Source organism: Methyloceanibacter superfactus (assembly GCF_001723305.1).
GTDB classification, from domain to species: domain Bacteria; phylum Pseudomonadota; class Alphaproteobacteria; order Rhizobiales; family Methyloligellaceae; genus Methyloceanibacter; species Methyloceanibacter superfactus.
Map to the genome: position 1 here is coordinate 159,071 of NZ_LPWF01000027.1, position 23,540 is coordinate 182,610.

The 23,540-nt window shown below is 65.3% G+C and carries 23 protein-coding genes and 4 pseudogenes; 16 read left to right on the plus strand and 11 right to left on the minus strand.

Going from position 1 to position 23,540, the window contains the following annotated elements:
* Positions 1 to 29 precede the first annotated feature (29 nt).
* Complete coding sequence (locus tag AUC69_RS10550) at positions 30 to 2,492, minus strand: acyl-CoA dehydrogenase (protein WP_244500208.1); 2,463 nt, start codon at positions 2,490 to 2,492, stop codon at positions 30 to 32.
* A gap of 287 nt (positions 2,493 to 2,779) precedes the next feature.
* Between AUC69_RS10550 and AUC69_RS10555 the strand changes: the two genes are divergently transcribed.
* The 7 genes and pseudogenes from AUC69_RS10555 (at position 2,780) to AUC69_RS10580 (ending at position 8,710) form a co-directional block, all read left to right on the plus strand.
* A complete protein-coding gene (locus AUC69_RS10555) occupies positions 2,780 to 3,022 on the plus strand; it encodes a CDGSH iron-sulfur domain-containing protein (protein WP_069442116.1) in 243 nt (80 codons plus the stop codon).
* A gap of 111 nt (positions 3,023 to 3,133) precedes the next feature.
* On the plus strand, positions 3,134 to 4,045 hold the full coding sequence (locus AUC69_RS10560; protein ID WP_158008084.1) for an ABC transporter permease subunit: 912 nt from the start codon (positions 3,134 to 3,136) through the stop codon (positions 4,043 to 4,045).
* Between the two features lie 3 nt (positions 4,046 to 4,048).
* Positions 4,049 to 5,599: a high-affinity branched-chain amino acid ABC transporter permease LivM gene (livM, locus tag AUC69_RS19040; RefSeq protein WP_083239329.1), complete on the plus strand. Its 1,551-nt coding sequence runs from the start codon at positions 4,049 to 4,051 to the stop codon at positions 5,597 to 5,599.
* Positions 5,596 to 6,441 carry an ABC transporter ATP-binding protein gene (locus AUC69_RS10570; RefSeq protein ID WP_069442117.1) on the plus strand — a complete coding sequence of 282 codons (846 nt, stop codon included), beginning with the start codon at positions 5,596 to 5,598 and terminating at the stop codon, positions 6,439 to 6,441. The genes livM and AUC69_RS10570 overlap by 4 nt, the downstream gene beginning before the upstream one ends.
* Positions 6,438 to 7,184, plus strand: a complete 747-nt coding sequence (locus AUC69_RS10575; protein ID WP_069442118.1) for an ABC transporter ATP-binding protein — start codon at positions 6,438 to 6,440, stop codon at positions 7,182 to 7,184. Before AUC69_RS10570 ends, AUC69_RS10575 begins: the two co-directional genes overlap by 4 nt.
* Positions 7,181 to 7,536 (plus strand): annotated as a pseudogene (locus AUC69_RS16380) (DUF6867 family protein). The gene AUC69_RS10575 and the pseudogene AUC69_RS16380 overlap by 4 nt, the downstream one beginning before the upstream one ends.
* Before the next feature lie 178 nt (positions 7,537 to 7,714).
* Positions 7,715 to 8,710 (plus strand): branched-chain amino acid ABC transporter substrate-binding protein, encoded by a 996-nt coding sequence (locus AUC69_RS10580; RefSeq protein ID WP_342018573.1) that lies wholly within the window; start codon positions 7,715 to 7,717, stop codon positions 8,708 to 8,710.
* Positions 8,711 to 8,713: 3 nt separating this feature from the next.
* On the opposite strand, the gene AUC69_RS10585 is transcribed toward AUC69_RS10580, so the two are convergent.
* Entirely contained in the window at positions 8,714 to 8,923 is a 210-nt protein-coding gene (locus AUC69_RS10585) for a hypothetical protein (protein WP_069442119.1), read from the minus strand.
* Positions 8,924 to 9,074: 151 nt separating this feature from the next.
* Here AUC69_RS10585 and AUC69_RS10590 point away from each other — a divergent pair, with 151 nt between their 5' ends.
* Together AUC69_RS10590 and purB are read left to right on the plus strand one after the other, a co-directional pair.
* Positions 9,075 to 9,563 (plus strand): hypothetical protein, encoded by a 489-nt coding sequence (locus AUC69_RS10590; protein WP_069442120.1) that lies wholly within the window; start codon positions 9,075 to 9,077, stop codon positions 9,561 to 9,563.
* Positions 9,564 to 9,680: 117 nt separating this feature from the next.
* On the plus strand, positions 9,681 to 10,973 hold the full coding sequence (purB, locus tag AUC69_RS10595) for an adenylosuccinate lyase (protein WP_069442121.1): 1,293 nt from the start codon (positions 9,681 to 9,683) through the stop codon (positions 10,971 to 10,973).
* 7 nt (positions 10,974 to 10,980) lie between these two features.
* Here the strand turns inward: purB and AUC69_RS10600 are convergent, their stop codons facing one another.
* The 3 genes from AUC69_RS10600 to AUC69_RS10610 all read right to left on the minus strand — a co-directional run bounded on the left by AUC69_RS10600 (position 10,981) and on the right by AUC69_RS10610 (position 12,793).
* Positions 10,981 to 11,487, minus strand: coding sequence for an SH3 domain-containing protein (locus tag AUC69_RS10600; RefSeq protein WP_083239330.1), 507 nt, complete (start codon positions 11,485 to 11,487; stop codon positions 10,981 to 10,983).
* 167 nt (positions 11,488 to 11,654) lie between these two features.
* Entirely contained in the window at positions 11,655 to 12,413 is a 759-nt protein-coding gene (locus AUC69_RS10605) for an HpcH/HpaI aldolase family protein (protein ID WP_069442123.1), read from the minus strand.
* Between the two features lie 50 nt (positions 12,414 to 12,463).
* The gene (locus AUC69_RS10610) at positions 12,464 to 12,793 is read right to left on the minus strand and encodes a DUF1476 domain-containing protein (protein WP_069442124.1); all 330 of its coding nucleotides are present in this window, start codon (positions 12,791 to 12,793) and stop codon (positions 12,464 to 12,466) included.
* 307 nt (positions 12,794 to 13,100) lie between these two features.
* Here AUC69_RS10610 and purC point away from each other — a divergent pair, with 307 nt between their 5' ends.
* The 6 genes and pseudogenes from purC to grxD all read left to right on the plus strand — a co-directional run bounded on the left by purC (position 13,101) and on the right by grxD (position 17,727).
* Complete coding sequence (gene purC / locus AUC69_RS10615; RefSeq protein WP_069442125.1) at positions 13,101 to 13,871, plus strand: phosphoribosylaminoimidazolesuccinocarboxamide synthase; 771 nt, start codon at positions 13,101 to 13,103, stop codon at positions 13,869 to 13,871.
* 26 nt (positions 13,872 to 13,897) lie between these two features.
* Positions 13,898 to 14,142, plus strand: a pseudogene (gene purS, locus AUC69_RS10620) (phosphoribosylformylglycinamidine synthase subunit PurS).
* Between the two features lie 33 nt (positions 14,143 to 14,175).
* Positions 14,176 to 14,862: a phosphoribosylformylglycinamidine synthase subunit PurQ gene (gene purQ, locus AUC69_RS10625; RefSeq protein WP_069442126.1), complete on the plus strand. Its 687-nt coding sequence runs from the start codon at positions 14,176 to 14,178 to the stop codon at positions 14,860 to 14,862.
* Positions 14,859 to 17,084: a phosphoribosylformylglycinamidine synthase subunit PurL gene (gene purL / locus AUC69_RS10630; protein ID WP_069442127.1), complete on the plus strand. Its 2,226-nt coding sequence runs from the start codon at positions 14,859 to 14,861 to the stop codon at positions 17,082 to 17,084. Before purQ ends, purL begins: the two co-directional genes overlap by 4 nt.
* Before the next feature lie 36 nt (positions 17,085 to 17,120).
* Positions 17,121 to 17,350 (plus strand): annotated as a pseudogene (locus tag AUC69_RS10635) (BolA/IbaG family iron-sulfur metabolism protein).
* Positions 17,351 to 17,376: 26 nt separating this feature from the next.
* A complete protein-coding gene (gene grxD / locus AUC69_RS10640; protein ID WP_069442128.1) occupies positions 17,377 to 17,727 on the plus strand; it encodes a Grx4 family monothiol glutaredoxin in 351 nt (116 codons plus the stop codon).
* 152 nt (positions 17,728 to 17,879) lie between these two features.
* Here grxD and rpsD read toward each other — a convergent pair whose 3' ends face one another.
* The 3 genes from rpsD to AUC69_RS10655 all read right to left on the minus strand — a co-directional run bounded on the left by rpsD (position 17,880) and on the right by AUC69_RS10655 (position 20,222).
* Positions 17,880 to 18,497 carry a 30S ribosomal protein S4 gene (gene rpsD, locus AUC69_RS10645; protein WP_069442129.1) on the minus strand — a complete coding sequence of 206 codons (618 nt, stop codon included), beginning with the start codon at positions 18,495 to 18,497 and terminating at the stop codon, positions 17,880 to 17,882.
* Positions 18,498 to 18,726: 229 nt separating this feature from the next.
* Positions 18,727 to 19,437: a hypothetical protein gene (locus AUC69_RS10650; RefSeq protein WP_141700739.1), complete on the minus strand. Its 711-nt coding sequence runs from the start codon at positions 19,435 to 19,437 to the stop codon at positions 18,727 to 18,729.
* A 101-nt stretch (positions 19,438 to 19,538) separates the two neighbouring features.
* Positions 19,539 to 20,222, minus strand: a complete 684-nt coding sequence (locus AUC69_RS10655) for an RNA methyltransferase (RefSeq protein WP_244500209.1) — start codon at positions 20,220 to 20,222, stop codon at positions 19,539 to 19,541.
* A 251-nt stretch (positions 20,223 to 20,473) separates the two neighbouring features.
* Here AUC69_RS10655 and AUC69_RS10660 point away from each other — a divergent pair, with 251 nt between their 5' ends.
* Entirely contained in the window at positions 20,474 to 21,691 is a 1,218-nt protein-coding gene (locus AUC69_RS10660) for an NADP-dependent isocitrate dehydrogenase (RefSeq protein ID WP_244500210.1), read from the plus strand.
* Between the two features lie 45 nt (positions 21,692 to 21,736).
* Here AUC69_RS10660 and AUC69_RS10665 read toward each other — a convergent pair whose 3' ends face one another.
* The 3 genes and pseudogenes from AUC69_RS10665 to AUC69_RS18580 form a co-directional block, all read right to left on the minus strand.
* A complete protein-coding gene (locus tag AUC69_RS10665; protein WP_069442131.1) occupies positions 21,737 to 22,981 on the minus strand; it encodes a cyclic nucleotide-gated ion channel in 1,245 nt (414 codons plus the stop codon).
* A gap of 3 nt (positions 22,982 to 22,984) precedes the next feature.
* The gene (locus tag AUC69_RS16385; protein ID WP_069442132.1) at positions 22,985 to 23,236 is read right to left on the minus strand and encodes a DHHA1 domain-containing protein; all 252 of its coding nucleotides are present in this window, start codon (positions 23,234 to 23,236) and stop codon (positions 22,985 to 22,987) included.
* A pseudogene (locus AUC69_RS18580) lies at positions 23,233 to 23,540 on the minus strand (alanine--tRNA ligase); the annotation flags it as partial. The gene AUC69_RS16385 and the pseudogene AUC69_RS18580, both read right to left, overlap by 4 nt.

The window sequence follows — 23,540 nt, forward strand, 5'->3', positions numbered from 1 at the left end:
TTGGGAATTCGTTTTGGACTCGGCAACCCTTATTCGGCCGCCATGTGTTTCGGCTGGTCGGACTTCGCCGCGCGTTGCAGCTCGGCGGCGGAGAAATCGTCGACGGCGATGACGCGGGCCACCATGTCGCGCAGCGTGGCGAGATTGCGCGCCTCCTCGGGCGTCAGCACACCCTTGGTCTCGGCCTCGGCGATCCAATCATTGTCGTGGAAGCGTTTCACCTCGCCCTTGCGAATGGCGCGCTCGAGCTTCTTCTCGGCTTCCTCGCTCGCCACCACCTTCTTGAGCGTGGCCTCGAGCAAGCCAATGCCGTCGCTTGCATCCTCGGAGGCGTAAATGTCCCTAGTGAGACGGTCGCGGAAGGCGCCGGGCGTCAGGGCCGCGCGCACGATGGCCTTGGCGTCGCGGTCGGGCGCCGGCCGGCGCATGCCGAAGGGCATTACCAGCGGCCCCATGATCCAGGCCGCCCAACGCACCGGGAAATTATCGATGACGCCGCGCAGCGCCTGGTCGAAGCGGGCAAGACAGTTCCGCGCGCAATAATTCACGAGCTTGAGGTCGTCCTTGGGGCGGCCATCGTCCTCGTAGCGCTTGAGGATCGACGATAGGAGGTAGAGCTCGGCCAGCGCATCGGCCATGCGGCCGGTGATCTTCTGCTTCACCTTGAGGCCGCCGCCGAGCAGCGCCACGGTGAGATCGGCGACGAGCGCGAAGGAGCGCGAGGCGCGCGAGAGCTGCTTCCACCACTTTGTGACGTCGCCGCCGTTGTTGGGCGCCCCCGCGAAGGCGCCGAAGGTGACGTTGTGGAAGAGCGCGCCCGCGGCATTGGAAAACAGAAACGCGCGGTGGTCGTCAAAGGTCTTTTCGAAAGCCTCGATGCCGCGCTCGCGATCGCTATCCTGCAGCGCCTCGATCTCGGCGAAGAGATAAGGGTGACTGCGCAGCGCCCCTTGGGCGAAGGTGATCAACGTGCGGGTGAGGATGTTGGCGCCTTCGACGGTGATGCCGACGGGCACCATCTGATAGGCGCCTTGGATGTAGTTGGACGGCCCGTCGCAGATGCCGCGGCCGCCGTGAATGTCGAGCGCGTCGTTGACGCTGTCGCGCATGCGGTCCGTCGACATGTATTTCAGCAGCGCCGAGATAACGGCGGGCTTCTCGCCGGCCGACACCATCGACGCGGTGACGGCGCGCGCCGCCTCGAGCCCATAGGCGTTCTCGGCCAGACGCGCGAGCGGCTCCTCGACGCCTTCCATGAAGCCGATGGGGAGGCCGAACTGCTTGCGGATGCGAGCATATGCCGTGCTGCGCCGGAGCATCGCCTTGGCGCAGGCCGCGCTCGTGGCAGGCAGCGAGATGGAGCGGCCGGCGGCGAGACAGTTCATCAGCATGCGCCAGCCCTGGCCCGCCCCGTCCGGGCCGCCGATAATCCAGTCCAGGGGGACAAACACCTCGCGGCCCTTTGGTGGGCCCGTTGGGGAACGCCGCGCCCGCGGGCAGATGGCGGCGGCCGATCTCGCGCCCGGATGGTCCGTCGGCACCAGACCGAGCGTGATGCCGATATCGGCGCCCTTGCCCAAGAGATTGTCGGGATCAAAGAGGCGGAAGGCGAGCCCGAGCAGCGTCGCCTTGGGCGCAAGCGTGATGTAGCGCTTGTCCCAGGTGAGCTTGACGCCGAGCGTCTCCTTGCCCTCGTGCATGCCCTTGGTGACGACGCCGACATCGCGCATGGCGGCGGCATCCGAACCGGAGAACGGCCCGGTCAAGGCGAAGCAGGGAATTTCCTCGCCGCGCGCCAGGCGCGGTAGGTAGTGGGCTTTTTGCGTTTCGGTGCCGTATTTCTCGATCAGCTCGCCGGGGCCGAGCGAGTTCGGCACCATGACGATGGTGACGCTGTCGGCGCTTCTGGACGAGATCTTGCCGAGGATCAGCGACTGGGCCTGAGCGGAGAAGCCGAGGCCGCCATGCTCCTTGGAGATGAGCATGCCGAGAAAGCCGTTGTCGCAGACGAACTCCCAGATGTCGTCGGGGATGTCGTGCAGCTCGTGGCGGATGCGCCAATCATCGAGCCGCTTGCACAGCTCGTCGGTTGGCCCGTCGAGAAAGGCGCGCTCCTCGTCGGTGAGCGTGATCGGCGCCACGCGGCGGAGCTTGGCGAAGTCGGGCTCGCCGGAGAACAGCTCGGCGTCCCAGCCGATGGTGCCGGCCTGGAGCGCCTCTCTTTCGGTGTCGGAGATGGTCGGCATGGCGCCCTTCAGCGCGCCATAAGCCGGCAGCGTGATGTATTTGCGCTTGATGTCGGGGACGCTGGCGGCGAACAGGAGCCCGGCGACGAGCCAGCCGGCAAAGGACCACAGCGTGAAGCCGAACCCGAACTGCAAGATCACGGTGAAGACGGCGATGGCGATCGCCCAGCCACGCAAGGACGCGCGGTTCATCGCCAGGGCAAGGAACGCGGCCAAGGAGAGCGCCGCGAAAATCAGTTCAGCCACGAATGGCCTCCAAGCTCGCTTTGGTGCTTCCGCCTCCCCAACCGAAGCGCCATCTCGCGGCCCCTATCCGACCCCACGCAATGCAGGAAGACCGCAGCTTTCCGCCCTCTATGGTCCCGATGGGCCATGGACTCAAGTTTCTTTTCGAATCGTTCCCCGCCTCCCATTTCTAGGAAGGAAATGTTACCGGACGGCTTAACAGGAAATCGCCCTCGCTTCCTTGTGCGAAGGAGGCGAATTGGCTAACACGGTGGCAAAACTGGCCAACAACGCTGGGGAATATCTAAATGTCCGAAGAGCCAGAGCGCCCACAGCTCAGCCCGTATCAGGTCGAGCTCGAGGCCGGCAAACGCTACGCTTGGTGCCGTTGTGGCCGAAGCAAGAAGCAGCCCTTCTGCGACGGTTCTCACGCCGGCACCGGCATCGAGCCGCTGATGTTCACGGCCGAGCGCACGGAAATGGCGCTGCTGTGCGGGTGCAAGGATACCGGCGATCCGCCGTTTTGCGACGGCTCCCATATGCTGCTCTGAATTTGAGCATGCAGACTGGCCACCCTTCTTGCTAAAACACCCCAAAGTGGGCGCGGCCCGCTGTCTTAGGTCTGCAATGCCCGAATGGGGGAAGGCGAGGCAGGCGTTTCCATGGCCTATTTTCTTCAGCAGCTCATCAACGGGATCGCGCTGGGCTCGATCTATGGGCTGATCGCCATCGGCTACACCATGGTCTATGGCATCATCGGCATGATCAATTTCGCTCATGGCGACATCTTCATGGTCGGCGCCTTCATCGCGCTGATCGCTTTCCTCGCGCTGATGGCGCTCGGCGTCACCATGATCCCCCTGGCGCTCTTGATCGTGCTCGTCGTCCCATGGCGCTCACCGCCATCTGGGGCTGGACAGTGGAACGCATCGCCTACCGGCCGTTACGCGAATCCTTTCGCCTGGCGCCTGATCACCGCCATCGGCATGTCGATCGTGCTACAGAATTTCATCCAGGTGGCGCAAGGCGCGCGCGTGAAGCCGCTGCAGCCGGTGATCACCGGCGGCTACGAATTCTTCAAGGACGGCGACTTCACCGTCATCATCTCCAATATCCAGATCCTCATCGTGGTGACGACGCTGGTGCTGATGACCGCCTTCTGGCTGATCATCAGCCGCACCGCGCTCGGCCGCGCGCAACGCGCCTGCGAGCAGGACCGGCTGATGGCCGCGCTGTCGGGCGTCAATGTCGACCGCACCATCTCGCTCACTTTCGTGCTCGGGGCGGCGCTCGCTGCGGTCGCCGGGCTGCTCTACCTGCTCTATTACGGGGTCATCGATTTCTTCATCGGCTTCGTCGTCGGCATCAAGGCCTTCACCGCGGCGGTGTTCGGCGGCATCGGCTCGCTGCCCGGCGCCATGCTCGGCGGGCTGGTGATCGGGCTGATCGAGACCTTCTGGTCGGCCTATTTCACTATCGAGTATAAGGACGTGGCCGCCTTCTCGATGCTCGCCATCGTGCTGATCTTCTTCCCCACGGGGCTGCTCGGCCGGCCCGAGGTGGAGAAAGTCTAGCCCTTGGCAGAGCCCGGCATATCTTTCAGCCAACGGGTCAAAACGGCCCTTTGGGATTCCTTCCTCGCCGGTCTCATCGCCTTTGCCCTGTTCTCGCTCGTGCTGGGCTTGCGCACCGAGGACAACGTCACCGGGTTGACGCTCCAGCCGCGGCCGATGCTGCTCGCCACAGCCGTCGGCATCGTGTTCTTCGGCCGGCTGCTGCTCAACCTGTTCGTCTGGCAGGCGGAGCATCCCCTCACCGCCTCCTTCGCCAAGCTGTTCACGCGCGAGCCCTTCGATCGGCGCGATGTCACCGTGCTCGGCGGCACTGCGGCTTTCGCGGTCCTCGGAATCATCGTCGCGATGCTTCTCGGCGCGCCGGCCTATGCGCTGATCGCCACCGCCGTGCTCGTCTTCGTCGGCCTCGGCCTGCTGCGGCGGGCCATCGTCTATGCGTTTCCGGACCTGCCTTACGCGCGCATCTTCGTCGTCGCCGGCATCCTGTTCGCGCTATTCTTCCCACTGACGACTTACGCGCTCGAGAGCGCCTTCCATCTCGGTATGCCGCTGCGCTACTGGTTCGACCTCTCGATCCTGGTACTGACTTACGTCATGCTGGGCTGGGGGCTGAATATCGTGGTGGGCCTCGCCGGCCTGCTCGACCTCGGCTATGTCGCCTTCTATGCGGTCGGCGCCTATACCTTCGCGCTTCTGGCCACCCATTTCGGTCTCGGCTTCTGGATCTGCCTGCCCATCGCCGGACTCGCGGCGGCGGCCTGGGGCATCATTCTCGGCTTCCCGGTGCTGCGGCTCCGCGGCGACTATCTCGCCATCGTCACGTTGGCCTTCGGCGAGATCATCCGCATCGTGCTGCTCAACTGGACCGAGGTGACCAATGGGCCGAACGGCATCTCCGGCATTCCGAAGCCAACCTTTTTCGGCCTTCCCTTCGCCCCCTTCGCCGATGGCACGACGTTCGCCCAGTTCTTCGGGCTGAAATACGACGCGCTCCACGGCATCATCTTTCTCTATTACGTGATCCTGGCGCTGGCGCTGCTCACCAACCTGGTGACGTTGCGCATGCGGCGCCTGCCCATCGGGCGCGCCTGGGAGGCGATGCGCGAGGACGAGATCGCCTGCCGCTCGCTCGGCATCAACACCACCATCACCAAGCTCACGGCGTTCGCCACCGGCGCGATGTTCGGCGGGCTGGCGGGGGGCTTCTTCGCCACGCGGCAAGGCTTCATCAGCCCGGAGAGCTTCACCTTCATCGAGTCCGCCATCATTCTCGCCATCGTCGTGCTCGGCGGCATGGGCAGCCAGCTCGGCGTCGCCATCGCCGCAGTAGTGCTGGTGGGCGGCTTCGAGGCGCTGCGCCACACCGACGGCTTGCAAACGTTCTTCGGCGAAGGCTTCGACCCGGCGCTCTACCGCATGCTGCTGTTCGGCATCGCCATGGTCGGCATCATGGTGTGGCGGCCGCGCGGGCTGATCTCCAGCCGCGCGCCCACCATCGCGCTCGGTGACGCGCGGCCCATCTCCGCCGACCTCGTCAACGAGGGCCGCGCATGATCTCGTGGCATGAAGACCCCGTGCTCAAGGTCGAGCATCTGACGATGCGCTTCGGCGGCCTCGTCGCCATCGACGACGTCTCCTTCGACGTCGGCCGTCACGACATCACCGCGCTGATCGGGCCGAACGGCGCCGGCAAGACTACGGTGTTCAACTGCATCACCGGCTTCTACAAGCCGACCGAAGGCACCATGGAACTGCGCCAGCCAGAGGGGCCCGCGTTCCGGCTCGAGCGGCTCGACGACCATCAGATCAACGCCTCGGCGCGCGTCGCGCGCACCTTCCAGAATATTCGCTTGTTCGCCGGCATGACCGTGCTGGAGAATCTGATGGTAGCGCAGCATAACGGGCTGTCGCGCGCCTCCGCCCTCACCGTCGGCGCGATCCTCGGGCTCGGAAATTTTGCCCGCGCGGAGAAGGCGGCGGTGGAGCTTGCCAGGCACTGGCTGGAGCGCGTGGGGCTCGTGTCCCGCGCCGACGAGCCGGCCGGCGATCTGCCTTACGGCGACCAGCGGCGGCTCGAGATCGCACGCGCCATGTGCACGCGGCCCTTACTGCTCTGCCTCGACGAGCCGGCGGCGGGCTTGAATGCGCGCGAGAGCGACGGGCTCAACGAATTGCTCTACTCGATCCGCGAGCAGGAGAAGATCGCCATCTTCCTCATCGAGCACGATATGAGCGTGGTGATGGCCATCTCGGACCACATCATCGTGCTCGACTATGGCAAGAAGATCGCCGATGGCACGCCAAAGGCGATCCGCGACGATGCGAGCGTCATCGCCGCCTATCTCGGCGTACCGGACGAGGAGTTGCCCGACGCCGTCTCCGAGGTGCGGCTGTGAGCTCGTCCTTGCTCGAGATCGACACTGTCACGGCCTGCTATGGCCGGCTGCCGGTGCTGCACGGCGTCAGCCTCGACATCAAGCTCGGCGAGATCGTGGCGCTGATCGGCGCCAACGGCGCGGGCAAGACCACGACGATGATGACGATCTTCGGGCGTCCCCGCGCCTCCCGAGGCCGCATCGTGTTCGACGGCCGGGACATAACCCAATTGCCGACCCATGAGATCGCGCGGCTGCGCATCGCCCAGTCACCGGAAGGTCGCCGCATCTTTCCACGCATGACGGTGATGGAGAACTTGCAGATGGGCGCCATCATCGCCGGCGATCCGGACGGGTTCGATCACGACCTTGACCGGGTGACCACGCTGTTCCCGGTGCTCAAAGCGCGGGCCGACCAGCGCGGCGGTACGCTGTCGGGCGGCGAGCAGCAGATGCTGGCCATCGCGCGCGCGCTGATGGGACGGCCGAAGCTGCTCCTGCTGGACGAGCCCTCGCTGGGCCTCGCCCCACTCATCGTCAAACAGATCTTCGCGGCGATCAAAGAACTGAACCGCGACGGGCTCACCGTGTTCCTCGTCGAGCAGAACGCCTATCACACGCTGAAGCTCGCCGATCGCGGCTATGTGATGGTCAACGGCAACATCACGCTGTCTGGAACCGGCGACGAGCTGCTGGCCCGCAAAGAGGTGCGCGCCGCCTATCTCGAAGGCGACACGGCGATGCTGAAGGAGACGGGCGCATGACGGCGTTGGCCCCCTGGCTCTCCGACGACGGCTTACGCGTCTTCCTGGTGCTCACCGTGATCCTCGGCGGTGGCGCGGCGTTTCTCGCCGGCAACGGCCTGGCCCGTTCCTGGAAGCCGTTCTGGCGCGTGTTCGTCTACATGGCGCTGCTGGCCGCGGCGGTGCGCTTCTTCCATTACGCCTTATACGACGGCAGACTGTTGTCGCCCTACGACTATCTCGTCACCTATGCCCTGCTGCTGGCCGCGCGTCGATCGGCTTCCGCGTCACGCGGACGACGCAGATGGTTACGCAATATCGCTGGCTTTACGAGCGGACAAGCCCGCTTACTTGGCGGGCGAAGGACGCCTGATATAGGCTTTCACTTTCGGACTTTTGGAGGACACCACGATGATGCGCATGGCCGGGCTGATCGTTGCCGTCGTTGCGGGCGTGTGCTCGCGAGCTGCAACGGCGAGGACGACGCCAACACTACGACGATCGCCGTGGTCGGGCCGGTGACGGGTCAATACGCCTCCTTCGGCGCGCAGATGAAGAACGGCGCCGATCTGGCCGTGGCCGACATCAACGAAGCCGGCGGCGTGCTCGGCAAAACGCTCGAACTCGAGGTCGGCGACGACGCTTGCGATCCGAAACAGGCCGTGGCGGTCGCCAACCAGATGGCCGGCGACAAGGTGGCGCTGGTCGCCGGGCATTACTGCTCCGGCTCGTCGATCCCCGCGTCCCAGGTCTATGCGGAGAGCAACCTGGTGCAGATCTCGCCCGCCTCCACGAATCCGGCGCTCACCGACAACCGCGCCGGGCCGAACATCTATCGCGTGTGCGGCCGCGACGATCAGCAAGGCAGCATCGCCGGCGCCTATCTCGCCAAGCATTTCGGCGACAAGAACATCGCCATCATCGACGACAAGACGGCCTACGGCAAAGGCTTGGCCGAGGAGGTCAAGAAGGCGCTGAACGCGGACGGCAAGCAGGAGGTGCTGGCGGAGTCCTATACGGCCGGCGAAAAGGATTATTCGGCGCTCGTGTCCAAGCTCAAGCAGGCGGATGTCGACGTGCTGTTCGTCGGAGGCTACCACACCGAGGCTGGCCTCATCGCGCGGCAGATGCGCGACCAGGGCATGGACACGATCCTCATGGGCGGCGATGCGCTCATCACCCAGGAATATTGGTCGATCACCGGGCCGGCCGGCGAAGGCACGCTGATGACCTTCTCACCCGACCCGCGCAAGAACCCCGCCGCCGCCGAGGTGGTCGCCCGCTTCAAGGAGAAGGGCATCGAGCCGGAAGTACGTGCTCTACACTACGCGGCGATCCAGGCCTGGAAGGAGGCGGCGGAGAAGGCCGGCTCGACGGACGCCGCCGCCGTGGTCAAGGCGCTCAACGACAACGAGTTCGATACGGTGATCGGGAAATTCAAGTTCAACGAGAAAGGCGACCCGAACCTGCCGCCTTACGCCGTCTATCGCTGGTCGGACGGCGCCTATGAGGAAATCGGCGACGAGACCCCCTCGCCCGCGGGCTGACGCCTATTTCTTGGCGGCTTTCTCCTCCGCCTTGAACTGAGCTTCGAGTTCCTCCTCGAATTTCACCAGATCCTCGGGTAGCGGCATGCCGAAGGCGCGCATTTCGTTGAGCCTCTCGCGAATCTGCAAATAGAGCTCGTGTCTGTCCTCGGGCTGATTCTCCATCTGGTTGATGAGAAGCGCGAGTTCGGCCTTGAGATCGTCGAATGCCATGATTGAGACAGCCTCCCTTGGGTCACGGGCGGCGGATCGGACCATAAACCAGGGAGAGCGGCAAGGGTTTGCGCCTGTCGCGGATTGCCCCCGGGCCGTTTCCCTTGCATAGTCTCACCGGCCGAGGGGCTTTGAGGGGAATCGAGCGGCAATGGAAAAAGTGACTTTTACCAAGGTGGTCGGCTTCGTGCTCGCCGCCGCCTTCGCCATCGTCATCGGCGTGTCCATGTGGGCGCTGATCATCGGCGACTACATGAACACGGTGATGAACACCCAGACCCAACACACGGTGCGCATCGTGGGTTTCGCCGGCCTGCTCGCGGCGCTCGTGACGTGGTGGTGTCAGCGCTTCGCCGCCAGACGCGGGTTCCTCGTCCGCACGCTGTTCGCCTTGTTCATCTTCATCGTGGCCTTTTGCAGCTTCGGCGGCCTACTCCGCTTCATCTACATCCACGCCATCTACCCGAGCCAGCAAGACTGGTCGCTGTCGGGGATGTATCTGGCCTCGCTCAACGACTTCTATACGTTCCTGCTCGACATGCTGATCCCGCCGCGTCCGGCCTATGCCGCACTCGCCGTGGCCGCGGCGATCTATGTCGCCGTGTTCGGCCCGCGGGAGCCCAAAACGGTCGAGATTTGAGGCTGTTGGCTTCCGAGGCTCGTGCGCGTTGACATCACCGAGGTTTGAGCGCGTCCGCGCGCTCTGCTAGACCTTCCGCTCGCCGGAGTTCTTCCGGGGAAAGGCACCGCCACTTCCATGATCCCGCGCTATAGCCGCTCCGAGATGGCTCAGATCTGGGAGCCCGAGACCCGCTTCCGCATCTGGCTTCGCATCGAGATCTACGCCGCCGAGGCCATGGCCGAGCTCGGCCTGATCCCCAAGGAGGCGGCCGAGGTGGCCAAGAAGCGCGGCGGCTTCGACATCGACCGGATCGACGCCATTGAGCGGGAGGTGAAGCACGACGTCATCGCCTTCCTCACCTCCGTGGCCGAGCATGTGGGCCCGGAAGCGCGCTTCCTGCATGCGGGCCTCACCTCCTCCGACGTACTCGACACCTGCTTCAACGTGCAGCTCGTGCAGGCAGCCGACATCCTCATCGCCGATCTCGACGCCCTGTTGGAGGCACTCAGACCCCGCGCCTACGAGCACAAGGACACGATCACCGTGGGCCGCAGTCACGGCATCCATGCGGAGCCCACCACGTTCGGGCTGAAGCTGGCGGTGGCCTACGCGGAGTTCGCCCGCGCCAAGCAGCGCATGGTGACGGCCCGCGAGGAGGTGGCGACCTGCGCCATCTCGGGCGCCGTCGGCACGTTCGCCCATGTGGACCCCCGGGTCGAAGCCTATGTGGCGAAGAAACTGGGGCTGAAGCCCGAGCCGATCTCCACGCAAGTGGTGCCGCGGGATCGTCACGCCGCCTATTTTGCCACGCTGGCGGTAGTGGCGAGTTCGGTGGAGCGGCTCGCCACGGAGATCCGCCATTTGCAGCGGACCGAGGTGCTGGAGGCCGAGGAATTTTTCAGCGCCGGGCAGAAAGGCTCATCGGCCATGCCCCATAAGCGCAACCCGGTCCTGTCAGAAAATTTGACCGGGCTCGCCCGTATCGTGCGCGCTTACGCCATGCCGGCCTTCGAGGACGTGGCGCTGTGGCACGAGCGGGATATCTCCCACTCCTCCGTGGAGCGGATGATCGGGCCCGATGCCACGGTGACGCTCGATTTCGCGCTCCACCGCCTCACCGGCATCATCAAGAATCTGGTGGTCTATCCGGAGCGCATGCGCGCCAACATGGACCGCCTCGGCGGGCTCATTCATTCACAGCGCGTGCTGCTGGCGTTGACCAATGCGGGCGTCAGCCGCGAGGACGCCTATCGCCTCGTGCAGCGCAACGCCATGAAGGTGTGGCAGGAGGGCAAGGACTTCCAGGAGGAGTTGCTGGCCGATCCGGACGTGACACGTGCGCTCTCGGCCGACGTGATCCGCGACCAGTTCGACCTCGGCTATCACACCAAGCACGTGGACGACCTCTTCGCCCGCGTGTTCGGCTAGCCGCGCCTCACTTTATGTCGCCGCCGTAATAGCCGTCGCCGCCATGGCCGCTGAAGATATGCGGCATGTAGCGGTAACGGTTGCGCTCCTGCGCCATCATGAAGAAGCGCTTGCGGTAGAAGCTGGGCGAGATCGCCGTGTAGGGCGGCATGTCGTCGTACCAGTCCACCTTCGGATAGTGGCCGGCCCGATAGGGATAAGGCGGGTAGATCGGCCAGATCTCCGGCTCGACGACCTCGCCGCGGGCCGCGCGCCGCAAAAGCCCGCTCTGGCTCGCATAGCCGGCATAGCCGTCATAGTTCACCGTGCACCAGCCGTCCCGGCAGCCCTTCACCTGAACCCGCGCGCCCGCGGGCATGGTGAGAAGCCTGGCATAGCCAGTGCCCGGCCCTTCCCGGAGGGACAGCGCCGACGTGGTCGTCGCCTCCAGGGCCTGGGCCGTGCCCGAGGCCATCACTAGTCCAGCCACAAGGCCGGCCGCCATCGTTATGAACAGCCGGATCGAAGGTCCCATGCCGCGTCCCCCAAATCAGTCCGTGCAAGTATTCTCGCACATGGCGCGGGCAGCGTCAGCCTCCGAGTGCGGATCGCCCCTCTCGGGCTTCCGCATGATGCAAGGATGCAACGGGTGCTCGCGCGCGCCGAAGAGGTGATTCGTTTGAAGGTGCTAGGCCGCGCGCGCTAAGAGGCCGATTCAACTTCGGCGCGGGTTGCGGCGGCGGCGGCGGCGAACCAGCCGGCGTCGGTGCCGATGGCGACAACGTCCCAGCCCTCGGCGACGCGTGGCTTGGCGAAGGCCACGTCGTTGGCGAAAATCAGAGTCATCACAGACTTCTCGCGGGCTTTCCTCAAGACCAGAGTCATCGCCTCCTGGACCTCGGGCGCCCAGATGTCGAGGCGGCCGGTGAGGCCCACCGACAGGTCGTTGGGGCCGAGGCAGACCATGTCCACCCCATCGAGCCCGAGAATATCGTCGAGCTGATCGAGCGCGCCCTTGGTCTCGATCTGCGGGCAGGCGATGGTGAAGGCGTTGGCGGTGGTGAAATAGTCGCCCTCATGGCCGAGCTTGGCGCGATACGGGCCCCAGCTGCGCAAGCCCCGGGGCGGATATTTCACCGCGCGCACGAAAGCCTCCGCGTCGTCCACACCGTTGATGAGGGGACACATGATGCCCTGCGCGCCGGCATCGAGCGCCCGGCCCACGAGGCCGGGATCGTTGTTGGCGACCCGGACGATGGCCGGGAGGCGTGCGGCCTTCGCCGCCGTCAGGCAAGCCAGCAGCGCCTCGTTGCCGCCGAGCCCATGCTGCTGGTCGATGGTAACGCAGTCCCAACCCGCCTCGCCGATCAGCTCGATCAGGAACGGGTTGTTCAGCGTCAGCCAGCCGTTGAACAGCGTGCGGCCCGCCTTGGCAGCCTGGCGAAACCGGTCTTCGGTCATCCGCTCACCCTCCGGCTTCGACCCTGCGGGGGCGTTACCCCTTGGGGGCGCTACCCCTTGGCTTCGGTTTCGAGCTGGCGCACCGCCTCGGCCAGGAGATCGGCCATGGCATGGCGGATCTGGTGATCGGACTGATCGACGCCCTTGCCGTCGAAATCCGCCCGGATCTTGCGGAACACGTCCTCCTCGCCGGGCTCTTCCAGGTCGGCCTTGACCACCTCACGGGCATAAGATTGCGCGTCGTCGCCCGACAGGCCCATCTTCTCGGCCGCCCACAGCCCAAGCAGCTTGTTCCGCCTGGCGGTCGACTTGAACCTCAGTTCCTCGTCGAGGGCGAATTTCCTCTCGAAGCTCTTTTCGCGATCTTCAAAGCTCGTCATCGGCCCGGCACCTCCAAAACGCCCCCCGCCAAGCGCGGGGCTGAGCACGTAGAAATTGTGGGGAAAATCCCGCCTCTCAAGGGCGGGTGATAGCGCCGAAACGCCTGAAAATCAACAAATCGTGGCGCCCTCTCCCGCGTCCCTTGGGCCCGTTGTACCCCCCCGCCCCTTACGCTAAGGTCGGCTTAGACTTCTTGATCCGATTCCTGCGATGACGATTTTTTTGTTGCGCGCGGCCTGGGCTCTCCCACTCCCCGCGCGTTTGGCGTTTGTCAGTCGCTAGGGCCAAGTCAGTGAGGAACTAAATATGAACCGCCGCCGGCGCGTCTACGAAGGCAAGGCCAAGATCCTCTATGAAGGGCCGGAGCCCGGCACGCTCGTCCAGCATTTCAAGGACGACGCCACCGCCTTCAACAACAAGAAGCACGACAAGATCGAGGGCAAGGGCGTCCTCAACAACCGCATCTCCGAATATCTCTTCCAGAAGCTCGGCGAGATCGGTGTGCCCACGCATTTCATCAAGCGGCTCAACATGCGCGAGCAGCTCATCCGCGAGGTCGAGATCATCCCGCTCGAAGTGGTGATCCGCAATGTCGCCGCAGGCTCGCTGTCGACCCGGCTGGGCGTCGACGAAGGCACCATGCTGCCCCGCTCGATCGTCGAGTTCTACTACAAGTCGGACGAGCTCAACGATCCGCTGGTCACCGAGGAGCATATCACCGCCTTCGGCTGGGCCACGCCGCCGGAGCTCGAGACGGTCATGTCGCTGGCGCTGCGCATCAACGACTTCCTGTCGGGGCTGTTCCTCGGCGTCGGCATTCGGCTCGTGGATTTCAAATGCGAGTTCGGCCGGCTGTGGGAGGGCGAGCAGATGCGGATCGTGCTTGCCGACGAGATCTCGCCGGACTGCTGCCGGTTGTGGGACATCGAGACTCAGGACAAGCTCGACAAGGACCGCTTCCGCCGCGACATGGGCGGCCTCGTGGAGGCCTATCAGGAGGTCGCGCGGCGGCTTGGTCTGCACGTGGACAATCCGACCCGCACCCGTAGCGGCCCGGTGCTGGTGCAATCCAAGTAAGACACGACGAGGCGACGGCAACGGACATGAAGGCGCGCATCACCATCACGCTGAAGCCGGGGGTGCTCGATCCCCAAGGCAAGGCAATCGAGGGGGCGCTCCACGCGCTCGGATTCGGCTCGGCCGGCGATGTGCGCCAGGGCAAATATATCGAGGTCGAAGTGGCCGAGAGCGATCCGGCGAAGGCGCGCGCGAGGTCGAGCGCATGTGCGAGCAGCTGCTCGCCAACACCATCATCGAGAATTACGCTTATGAACTCGAGGCGGCGTAAATCCCTGGCCTCGCCGTCCGAGGCCCCCGCGACATGAAAGCCAGCGTCATCGTCTTCCCCGGATCGAACTGCGACCGCGACGCGGCCGTGGCGCTCGAGGCCGCGCTGGGCAAGGCGCCTACGATGGTGTGGCACGGTGATGCCGAGCTGCCGCAAAGCGATCTCATCGTCTTACCGGGCGGCTTCTCCTACGGCGATTATTTGCGTTCCGGCGCCATGGCGGCCCATTCGCCGGTCATGCGCGAGGTGGTCGCCCGCGCCAAGGCCGGTACGCCGGTGCTCGGCATCTGCAACGGCTTTCAGGTGCTCACCGAGTCGGGGCTGCTGCCCGGCGTGCTCATGCGCAACGCCAGTCTGCGATTCATCTGCAAGGACGTGATGCTGAAAGTGGAGCGCAACGATACGCTCTTCGCGCGCCACTATGCCGAGGGCGAGGTGGTGCGCATTCCCATCGCCCATAAAGACGGGGCCTATTTCGCCGACGAGGACACGCTCGACCGGCTGGAGGGCGAGAACCGCGTGGCTTCCGTTATTGCGAGGCGGGCGGCGCGGCGGAGGCGGCAAAACCCCAACGGCTCGCGCCGCAACATCGCCGGCATCTATAACGAGACCGGCACGGTGCTGGGGCTGATGCCCCACCCAGAGCGCCTGGCGGACGCTGCCTTGAGCGGCACCGACGGCGCCAAAATGTTCACCTCCCTGGTGGAGACCCTCCATTGAGCGGCGCCGCCGGGGCGGCCCGGAAAGCGCAAGGCCTCTCGGACGAGCTCATCGCCGAGCATGGGCTGTCGCCGGAGGAGTACACCCTGCTGCTGAAAGAGCTCGGCCGCGAGCCGAGCCTCACGGAGCTCGGCATCTTCTCGGTGATGTGGTCGGAGCATTGCTCCTATAAATCCTCGCGCGTGTGGCTGAAGCGGCTGCCGACCACGGGCCCGCAAGTGATCATGGGCCCCGGGGAGAATGCCGGCGTAGTCGATCTCGGAGACGGCCAGGCGGCGGTATTCAAGATGGAGAGCCACAACCACCCGTCTACATCGAGCCCTATCAGGGGGCCGGCGACCGGCGTCGGCGGCATCATGCGCGACGTGTTCACCATGGGCGCGCGGCCCGTCGCCAACATGAACGCGCTTCGCTTCGGCTCAGCCGAGCACGCCAAGACACGGCATCTCGTCGCCGGCGTGGTGTCGGGCATCGGCGACTACGGCAACTGCATGGGCGTGCCGACCGTGGGCGGCGAGACCAATTTCGACGCGCGCTACAACGACAACATCCTGGTCAACGCCATGTGCGTCGGCCTGGTCGACGCGAACCGCATCTTCACCTCGGCCGCCAAGGGCGTCGGCCTCCCCGTGGTCTATGTGGGCTCAAAGACGGGGCGTGACGGCATTCACGGCGCCACCATGGCGTCGGCCGAGTTCGACGAGGCGTCGGAGGAGAAGCGCCCCACGGTGCAGGTGGCGACCCCTTCAACCGAGAAGCTTCTGCTGGAAGCGTGCCTGGAACTCATGGCCGAGGACGCCATTGTCGGCATCCAGGACATGGGCGCGGCGGGGCTCACCTCCTCCTCGGTGGAGATGGCGGACAAGGGCGGCCGTCGCATCGAGCTCGATCTCGACCATGTGCCGATGCGCGAGGACGGCATGACGGCATACGAGATGCTGCTGTCGGAGAGCCAGGAGCGCATGCTCATGGTGCTGAAGCCCGGCGCCGAGCCCATCGCCCAGCGCATCTTCGAGAAATGGGCGCTCGACTTCGCGGTGATCGGCCACACCACCGACACCGGCCATATGGTGGTGCGTCATAACGGCGTGGTGGAGGCGGATATTCCGCTGCCGGCGCTGGCTCATGCCGCGCCGATCTATGAGCGGCCTTGGGTGACCCGCCCGAAACTTCCGATGATCGCGCCGGAGGACGTGACGGCGCCGGACAGCATCCTCGGCGCGCTTGAGTGCCTGATGGGCTCCCCTCACCTCGCCTCGCGCCGCTGGATCTACGAGCAATACGATCACATGGTCATGGCCGATACGGTGCAGCGGCCGGGCGGCGATGCGGCGGTCGTGCGCGTGCACGGCACGCGGAAAGGCCTCGCCATCTCCTGCGATGTGACGCCGCGCTATTGCGCCGCCGACCCGCAGGAAGGCGCCAAGCAGGCGATCGCCGAATGCTGGCGCAATCTCACGGCGACCGGCGCGGTGCCGCTCGCCATCACCGACTGCATGAATTTCGGCAATCCGCAGCGGCCCGAGATCATGGGCGAGTTCGTCGGCGCGGTGGAAGGCATGCGCGAGGCCTGCACGGCGCTCGACTTCCCGGTCGTGTCCGGCAATGTGTCGCTCTACAACGAGACCATGGGCGGCGCTATTCCGCCGACCCCCGCTATCGGCGGCGTCGGGCTCATCGCCGATATCGCCGACATGGCGACCGTCGCCCTGAAACAAGACGGCGATCTGCTCCTCCTGCTCGGCGCGGAGGCTGGTCATCTCGGCCAATCGACCTATATGCAGGTGATGATGGACCGCTTGGAGGGCGCACCCCCGCCTGTCGATCTCGGGGCCGAGCGCCGCACCGGCGACATGGTGCGCGCGCTCATCAAGGCGGGCGCCGTGAGTTCCGTGCATGACGTTTCCGACGGCGGCGTCCTCGTGGCTATCGCCGAGATGGCGCTTGCCGGCGATCGTGGCGTGGCGCTCGAGCCGGCGGCGGGCGGGCTTCCGGCCCACGCTTCCTGGTTCGGCGAGGATCAGGCGCGCTATGTGGTCGCGGCTTCGCCCGGCAAGGCGGATGCTATTCATAAGGCGGCGGCTGTCGCCGAAGTGCCGGTCAGGGTGCTCGGAACCGTCGGGGGCGATGCCATCGCGCTGCACGGCGAAACCCCATTACCCCTGCTCGCGCTCAAGACGGCGCATGAGGACTGGTTGCCGCGGTTCATGGCCCACGGTTAAGATCGGCCCAAGGCGCGCGCAACAGGAGCAACGACAATGGCAATGGCAGCAGACGATATCGAGCGGATGATCAAGGAGCACTTCCCCGACGCCCAAATCCGCATAGAGGACCTCGCCGGCGACGGCGACCACTACGCGGCGGACATCGTGTCGGAAGCGTTCCGCGGCAAGTCGCGGGTTCAGCAACACCAGATGGTCTACGAGCCCTGAAGGGCAACATGGGCGGCGTGCTGCACGCGCTGGCCCTGAAGACCGCGGCGCCGTAGGCCCGCGGGCAGAAAGGATCGATACGATGAGTGAACAAGACGTTCAGGACTGGATCGGCAAGCAGGTCGCGGACAACGACGTGGTGCTGTTCATGAAGGGCAACAAGCAGATGCCGCAATGCGGCTTCTCCATGCAGGTTGCCCAGATCCTCGGCCATCTCGGCGTCGAGTATAAAGACATCGACGTGCTCCAAGACATGAGCGTGCGCGAGGGCGTCAAGGCCTTCTCCAATTGGCCGACCGTGCCGCAGCTTTACGTCAAGGGCGAGTTCGTCGGCGGCTGCGATATCGTGCGGGAGATGTTCCAGGCGGGCGAACTGCAGGAGATGCTCAACGCCAAGGGCATCGCCAACAACGCACAAACGCAGACGGCTTAGTCCCTCAAGCGCAGAGACGGCTTAGGCGCAAAAAGACAGCTTCGTGAATGCCCGGCCGATGCGCCGGGCATTTTCGATTCCACCGCCCCAAAAACCGAATGGCCGGGACAAGCCCGGCCATGACGTAACTGCCTGAGAGATATCCGCGCGGATTAGCGGGAGTAGAACTCGATGACGAGGTTCGGCTCCATGATGACCGGGTAAGGCACGTCGGTCAGGGTCGGCGTCCGCGTGAACTTGGCGACCATCTTGCCGTGGTCGACGTCGATATAGTCGGGCACGTCGCGCTCAGAGCTCTGTGCGGCTTCCAGCACCATGCCCTGATCCTTGGACTTGTCGCGCACCTCAATCACGTCCCCTTCGCGGCAGCGATAGCTCGGGATGGTGACGCGCTTGCCATTGACCTTCACATGGCCGTGGGAGACGAACTGGCGGGCGGCGAACACCGTGGGGACGAACTTGGCGCGATAGACGATGGCGTCCAGGCGGCGCTCCAGCAGGCCGATCAGCTTCTCGGAGGTATCGCCGCGGAGCCGCGAGGCCTCGTGATAGATCGACTTGAACTGCTTCTCGGTGATGTTGCCATAATAGCCCTTGAGCTTCTGCTTGGCCCTGAGCTGCTGGCCGTAGTCGGACAGCTTGCCGCGGCGGCGCTGGCCGTGCTCGCCAGGTCCGTATTCGCGCTTGTTCTGGGGGCTCTTAGGCCGGCCCCAGATATTCTCGCCGAGCCTCCGGTCGATTTTGTGCTTGGCGTGAATGCGTTTCGTCATGCCCTAAGACTCCAAAGCCAAATCGGCTTTCCGCGGTCGGTCTTCCCGCGCCTGCCGCAAAAACCCATGGGTGGTGGTTGTATCGGGCCGCCAGAGCCGTTCCGGCGATCCCCAAAGCCCAAGACTCTCCACAAGACTCTCGGGCTTTGACCGTTCTGTTACACGGAATGCTTGGAAACTGTCAATTGAGCTTCGCAGGCCCCCCCGGGGCCAAAATGGCCCATAGCCCCTATGGCTTGGCCTGGGCGCCCTGAACATAGGCGTTGATGGCGGCCGTTACCTTCTGCTTCTGGGCTTCCGGGCAATTGGGCGCCTCGGCGGAAATGATCCTGGTGGTGCTTTCGGCGTCGTCAGCGGCGGCGGCGTCCCCTGCCCCCGCTTCTGCCGCGGCGCCGGCGTCCTTCCCGGCCGGGTCGGCCGGCTCTTCCTTGGCCGTGATCTTGATATTGCCGGTGAAATAGGAGACCGAGAAGACGTGCAGCGCCCTGATCATCTGCAGCTGCTCGGGGGTCCAGGTCTTCCGGGCCTCCTCGCCCTTCATCATGGTCTCGAAATTCGCCCGCCCGAGCTCGGGGATCTCGCACACCTCGGCATAGGCCGTCCGGGTGGCGGCGCGGATCACGCGGCGGGCCGCGTCATTGGGAATTAGGAACTTGTTGGGGTCGGACTTGTCGGTGGTGATCACCTTGCCGTCCGGGTCGGTGGACTGCTCGGGGATGATGGAAAAGGCATAGGTCATCAGCACGCGCACGGCGCTGTCGCTCATGCCCTTGCCTTCGCCTTGCTCTTCCTGAGCTTGCTTGCTGCGCTTGTCGAGCTCCTCGGCGGCAACCGCGGTCACGCCGGGCGTGCTGTCAGCGGCTCGAACCGGGGCGCTCGCAAGCACCGTCAACACCGCGGCGCAAGCGGCCCCGCCCAACTGAATCCACGCAACTTTCATCGACTGCCTCTCTTCTTACCGCGGCGGAAGCTAGCATCGTTAGGCCCCATCGCAATAGGAGAAACGGGGCGGAATGATGACAGTTTATCCCCTCGACCGGCCTAGCGTCTGGTGAGCGCCGCCACGATCCCACGCCAAGTGCGGACATCCTGATCGGTCGCTCCCATGCGGTGGAACATATTGCGAATGGAGCGCACCATGGAAGGCCGCTTCTCTGGCGGCTTGAGGAAGCCGGCCCGGTCGAGTTCGCTCTCCAGGTGATCGAAGAGACCGAAAAGCTCGGCCCGCGTGGCTGGCCGCGTGTCCGGCGCCGCCGTGCCCTCCATGGCCGGCCCGTCGAACGCCGTGGCGCGTCCCAGCGCCTCGGGCCGCTGGCACTTCAACCATTCATAGGACAGCAGGAGCACGGCCTGGGGCAGGCTCAGAGAGGCGAAGTCGGGACTGACCGGCGCGGTGAGGATCGCGTCGGCGAGCACGATGGCATCGTTATCGAGCCCGCTGCGCTCGGCCCCAAACATCACGCCGGTGCGCTGGGCGTCCAAGGCGCGCGCGTGCAGCGTGCCGGCGGCCGTCTCCGGGCTCAGCACCTGCTTCACCATCTCCCGGGGACGTGCGGTCGTGGCCAGCACGTAATGGAGATCGCCGATCGCCGCCTCGACGCTGTCGAAGACCCGCGCATCCTCCACCAGCGCCGCGGCCCCGGCGGCGGCGGCATGTGCCTTGTCGTTGGGCCAGCCGTCCCGGGGGGCCACCAGGCGCAAGTCCTTGAGCCCGAAATTGGCCATGGCCGCGCGGCGAAACCGATATTCTCCCCGAGCTGCGGGTTGACGAGGACGATCGCCGGCGCCAAAAGCGTCCCATCCGGCGCGCCTCCCGCGTCATTGTCGCCCGCATGCTTGCCGCTTCCGGCATTTGCTTTCATCATGGCGGCACGATGCTATAGGGGGCGGCCTGCCGCAATGGGGGCGGCGGCGACGCCGCGTCTCGAGGCGGCCCCTTCCCTTCCCGGCCTACCCTTTCACCCGGAGACTTGTGCGTGGACAAAATCAAGGTGCAAAACCCGATCGCCGACCTCAATGGCGACGAGATGACCCGCGTCATCTGGCAGATGATCAAGGACAAGCTGATCGAGCCCCATCTCGAGCTGCCGCTTCTCGAGTTTGATCTCAGCATCGAGAATCGCGACGCGACCGACGACCAGGTGACCATCGATGCCGCCCACGCCATCCGGGACTGCGGCGTCGGGGTGAAATGCGCCACCATCACGCCGGACGAGGCGCGCGTCGAGGAGTTCGGTAAGAAGATGTGGCGGTCGCCGAACGGCACCATCCGCAACATCCTCGGCGGGGTGATCTTCCGCGAGCCGATCATCTGCAAGAACGTGCCGCGGCTGGTGCCCGGCTGGACCAAGCCAATCATCATCGGCCGTCACGCCTATGGCGACATCTACCGCGCGGTCGACTTTCTCGTGCCGGGCAAGGGCAAGCTCACCATCAGCTTCGTCGGCGAGGACGGCACCCGCATCGAACAGGAGGTGCATGCCTTCGAGGGCTCGGGCATCGCGCTCGGCATGTTCAATCTCGACGATTCGATCCGCGACTTCGCGCGGGCCTCGCTCAATTACGGGCTCAACCGGAACATGCCGGTCTATCTCTCCACCAAGAACACCATCCTCAAGGCCTATGACGGCCGCTTCAAGGATCTGTTCGCCGAGATCTACGAGACCGAGTTCAAGCCCGAGTTCGAGGCGCGCGGGCTCACCTACGAGCATCGGCTCATCGACGACATGGTGGCGGCGGCGCTGAAATGGTCGGGCGGCTATGTGTGGGCTTGCAAGAATTACGACGGCGACGTGCAGTCCGACACGGTGGCGCAAGGCTTCGGCTCGCTCGGACTGATGACGTCCGTGCTGATGACGCCCGACGGCAAGACCGTGCTGGCCGAGGCGGCCCACGGCACGGTCACGCGCCACTTCCGTCAGCATGAGCAAGGCCGCGCGACCTCGACCAATTCCACCGCATCGATCTTCGCCTGGAGCGCGCGCAGCACCGCGCCAAGCTCGACGGCAATGACGCGCTGCTCCGCTTCGCCGAGACCCTCGAGAAGGTCGTGGTGGCGACGACAGTCCGGGTCGATGACCAAGGACCTCGCGCTCCTCGTTGGCGCCGACCAGGCCTGGCTGTCGACCAGCGGCTTCATCGACAAGGTCGAGGAGAATCTGCGCAACGCCATGACCGGGCGCGCCGCGGCTTAAGAGCCGGCCCGCACTCAGCTCGAGGCGCGGCGCGACGCTCAAGGCTCAGCTTTGAGTCTTGGCGCTCCGCTTTGACGTTTTCGACGCCCGCGGCGTCTTCGGTCCATCCGGGCTGGCAATCGCCGCATCGACCTCCCGACGCGCCTTCGCCACTTTGCGGATACGGCTCAGGATCTCGGGATGCCGGCGTGTGAGGCGCGCCAAGGCCTGGCTGTCGAGCACGTAGACCCGGCATCGGGTCCTGGCGACAACGTCGTGCTTGTGTCGGCGGTGCTCCAGGAGTGCCATCTCGCCGAAGAAGTCGCCCTCTTTGAGCACGCGATGCTTGCCGGCGCCGACGTCGACTTGGGCCTCGCCACTGGCAATCAGATACATGCCGTCGCCGGAGTCGCCGGTCCGCACCATGGGCACGCCGGGCATGTAGTTTCGCGTATAAAGCAGCTTGGTGACCTCGGCGATCTCGCTCTGATCCATCGTGGCGAAGAGCGGCACGCGGGCGACCATGCTCCACGTCACCACGAATTGATGGCGGTTCGCCTCCTGGCTGAAGCCGGTGGCGATGATGGCGATCGGCAGGGCGAACATGCCGACGCCGAGCAACATCACCACGCCGCCGAGAAGCTTGCCAAGCGGCGTGATCGGCACGACGTCGCCATAGCCGACCGTCGTCAGCGTGGCGAGCGCCCACCAGGCGGCGGACGGAATGGAATCGAAAACCTCCGGCTGCGCCGTGCGTTCGAGGAAATAGATGCCGGTGGAGGCGAACAGCAGCAGCACCAGCATTATGAGCAGGGCGCCGAGCAGCGCGCGATACTCGTCGGCCAACACCCGCCCCAAGGTCTGCAAGGCCGGCGAATAGCGCACTAGCTTGAGCAGCCGGAACAGGCGGAACACCCGGAGTACGCGCAAGTCGATGGGGTAGATCCAATGCACATACCAGGGGGCGAAGGCGAGCAGGTCGATGATCATCATCGGCCGGGTGGCGAATTTGAGCCGCGCGCGCCACGGCGTCATGCGGCTCAGCATCGGGATCTCGACGCAGCTCCACACGCGCAACGCATATTCGATGGAGAAGACGATCACCGAGAAGACGTTGAACGCCTGGAAGTAGACCTGGTAGTGCTCGGCGAGATCGTCGACGGTCTCGGCGGCGAAGGCGATGGCGTTCAGGACGATGAGGACAACGATGAAGCCGGTGACCGCGTGGGCCGCAGGATGGGCGTCGCCGCCCACCTCCAGAATGTCGTGGACTTTTCTGCGCCAGTTGCGCCAGACGGTTCCCGCCGCCATGGCTTAGGCGAGCCCCGCGCTACGCTTGGCCTCCGGAGCGCCGCCGAGTGCCGCAGCAATCGCCTCGAGGCGCTGATCGGCGCGCTCCCCGTCGGGACCGCCGGCCTGAGCCAGATCGGGCCGGCCGCCGCCGCCTTTGCCGCCCAGGGCCTCGGCGCCGACACGGACCAGCTCCCGGGCATCATGGGTGTCCGTCAGGTCGGCGGTGACGCCGACGACAAGCCCGGCCTTGCCTTCGTCGCTGACGCCGATCACGCAACACCGCCCGAACCCACCTGCTGCTTGGCGTCGTCGACGAGCGCGCAGATCCTTGGGCGCCACGCCCTGGACCGTGCGGGCGAGAAATTTGACGGCGCCGACTTGACGCACGGCGGAAGCCGCCTCGCCGCCCTCGCCCGCGGCCGCAGCGCGAGATCGCGCTTGGCGTCGGTGAGCTGGCGCTCGAGCTTGCGGCGCTCGTCGATCACGGCCGATAGCCTGGCGATCATCTCGTCAGGGGAAACCTTCAGCAGCTCGGCGGCCTCGCGCACGCGGGCGTCTTGGGCGGCGAGGAAGGTCC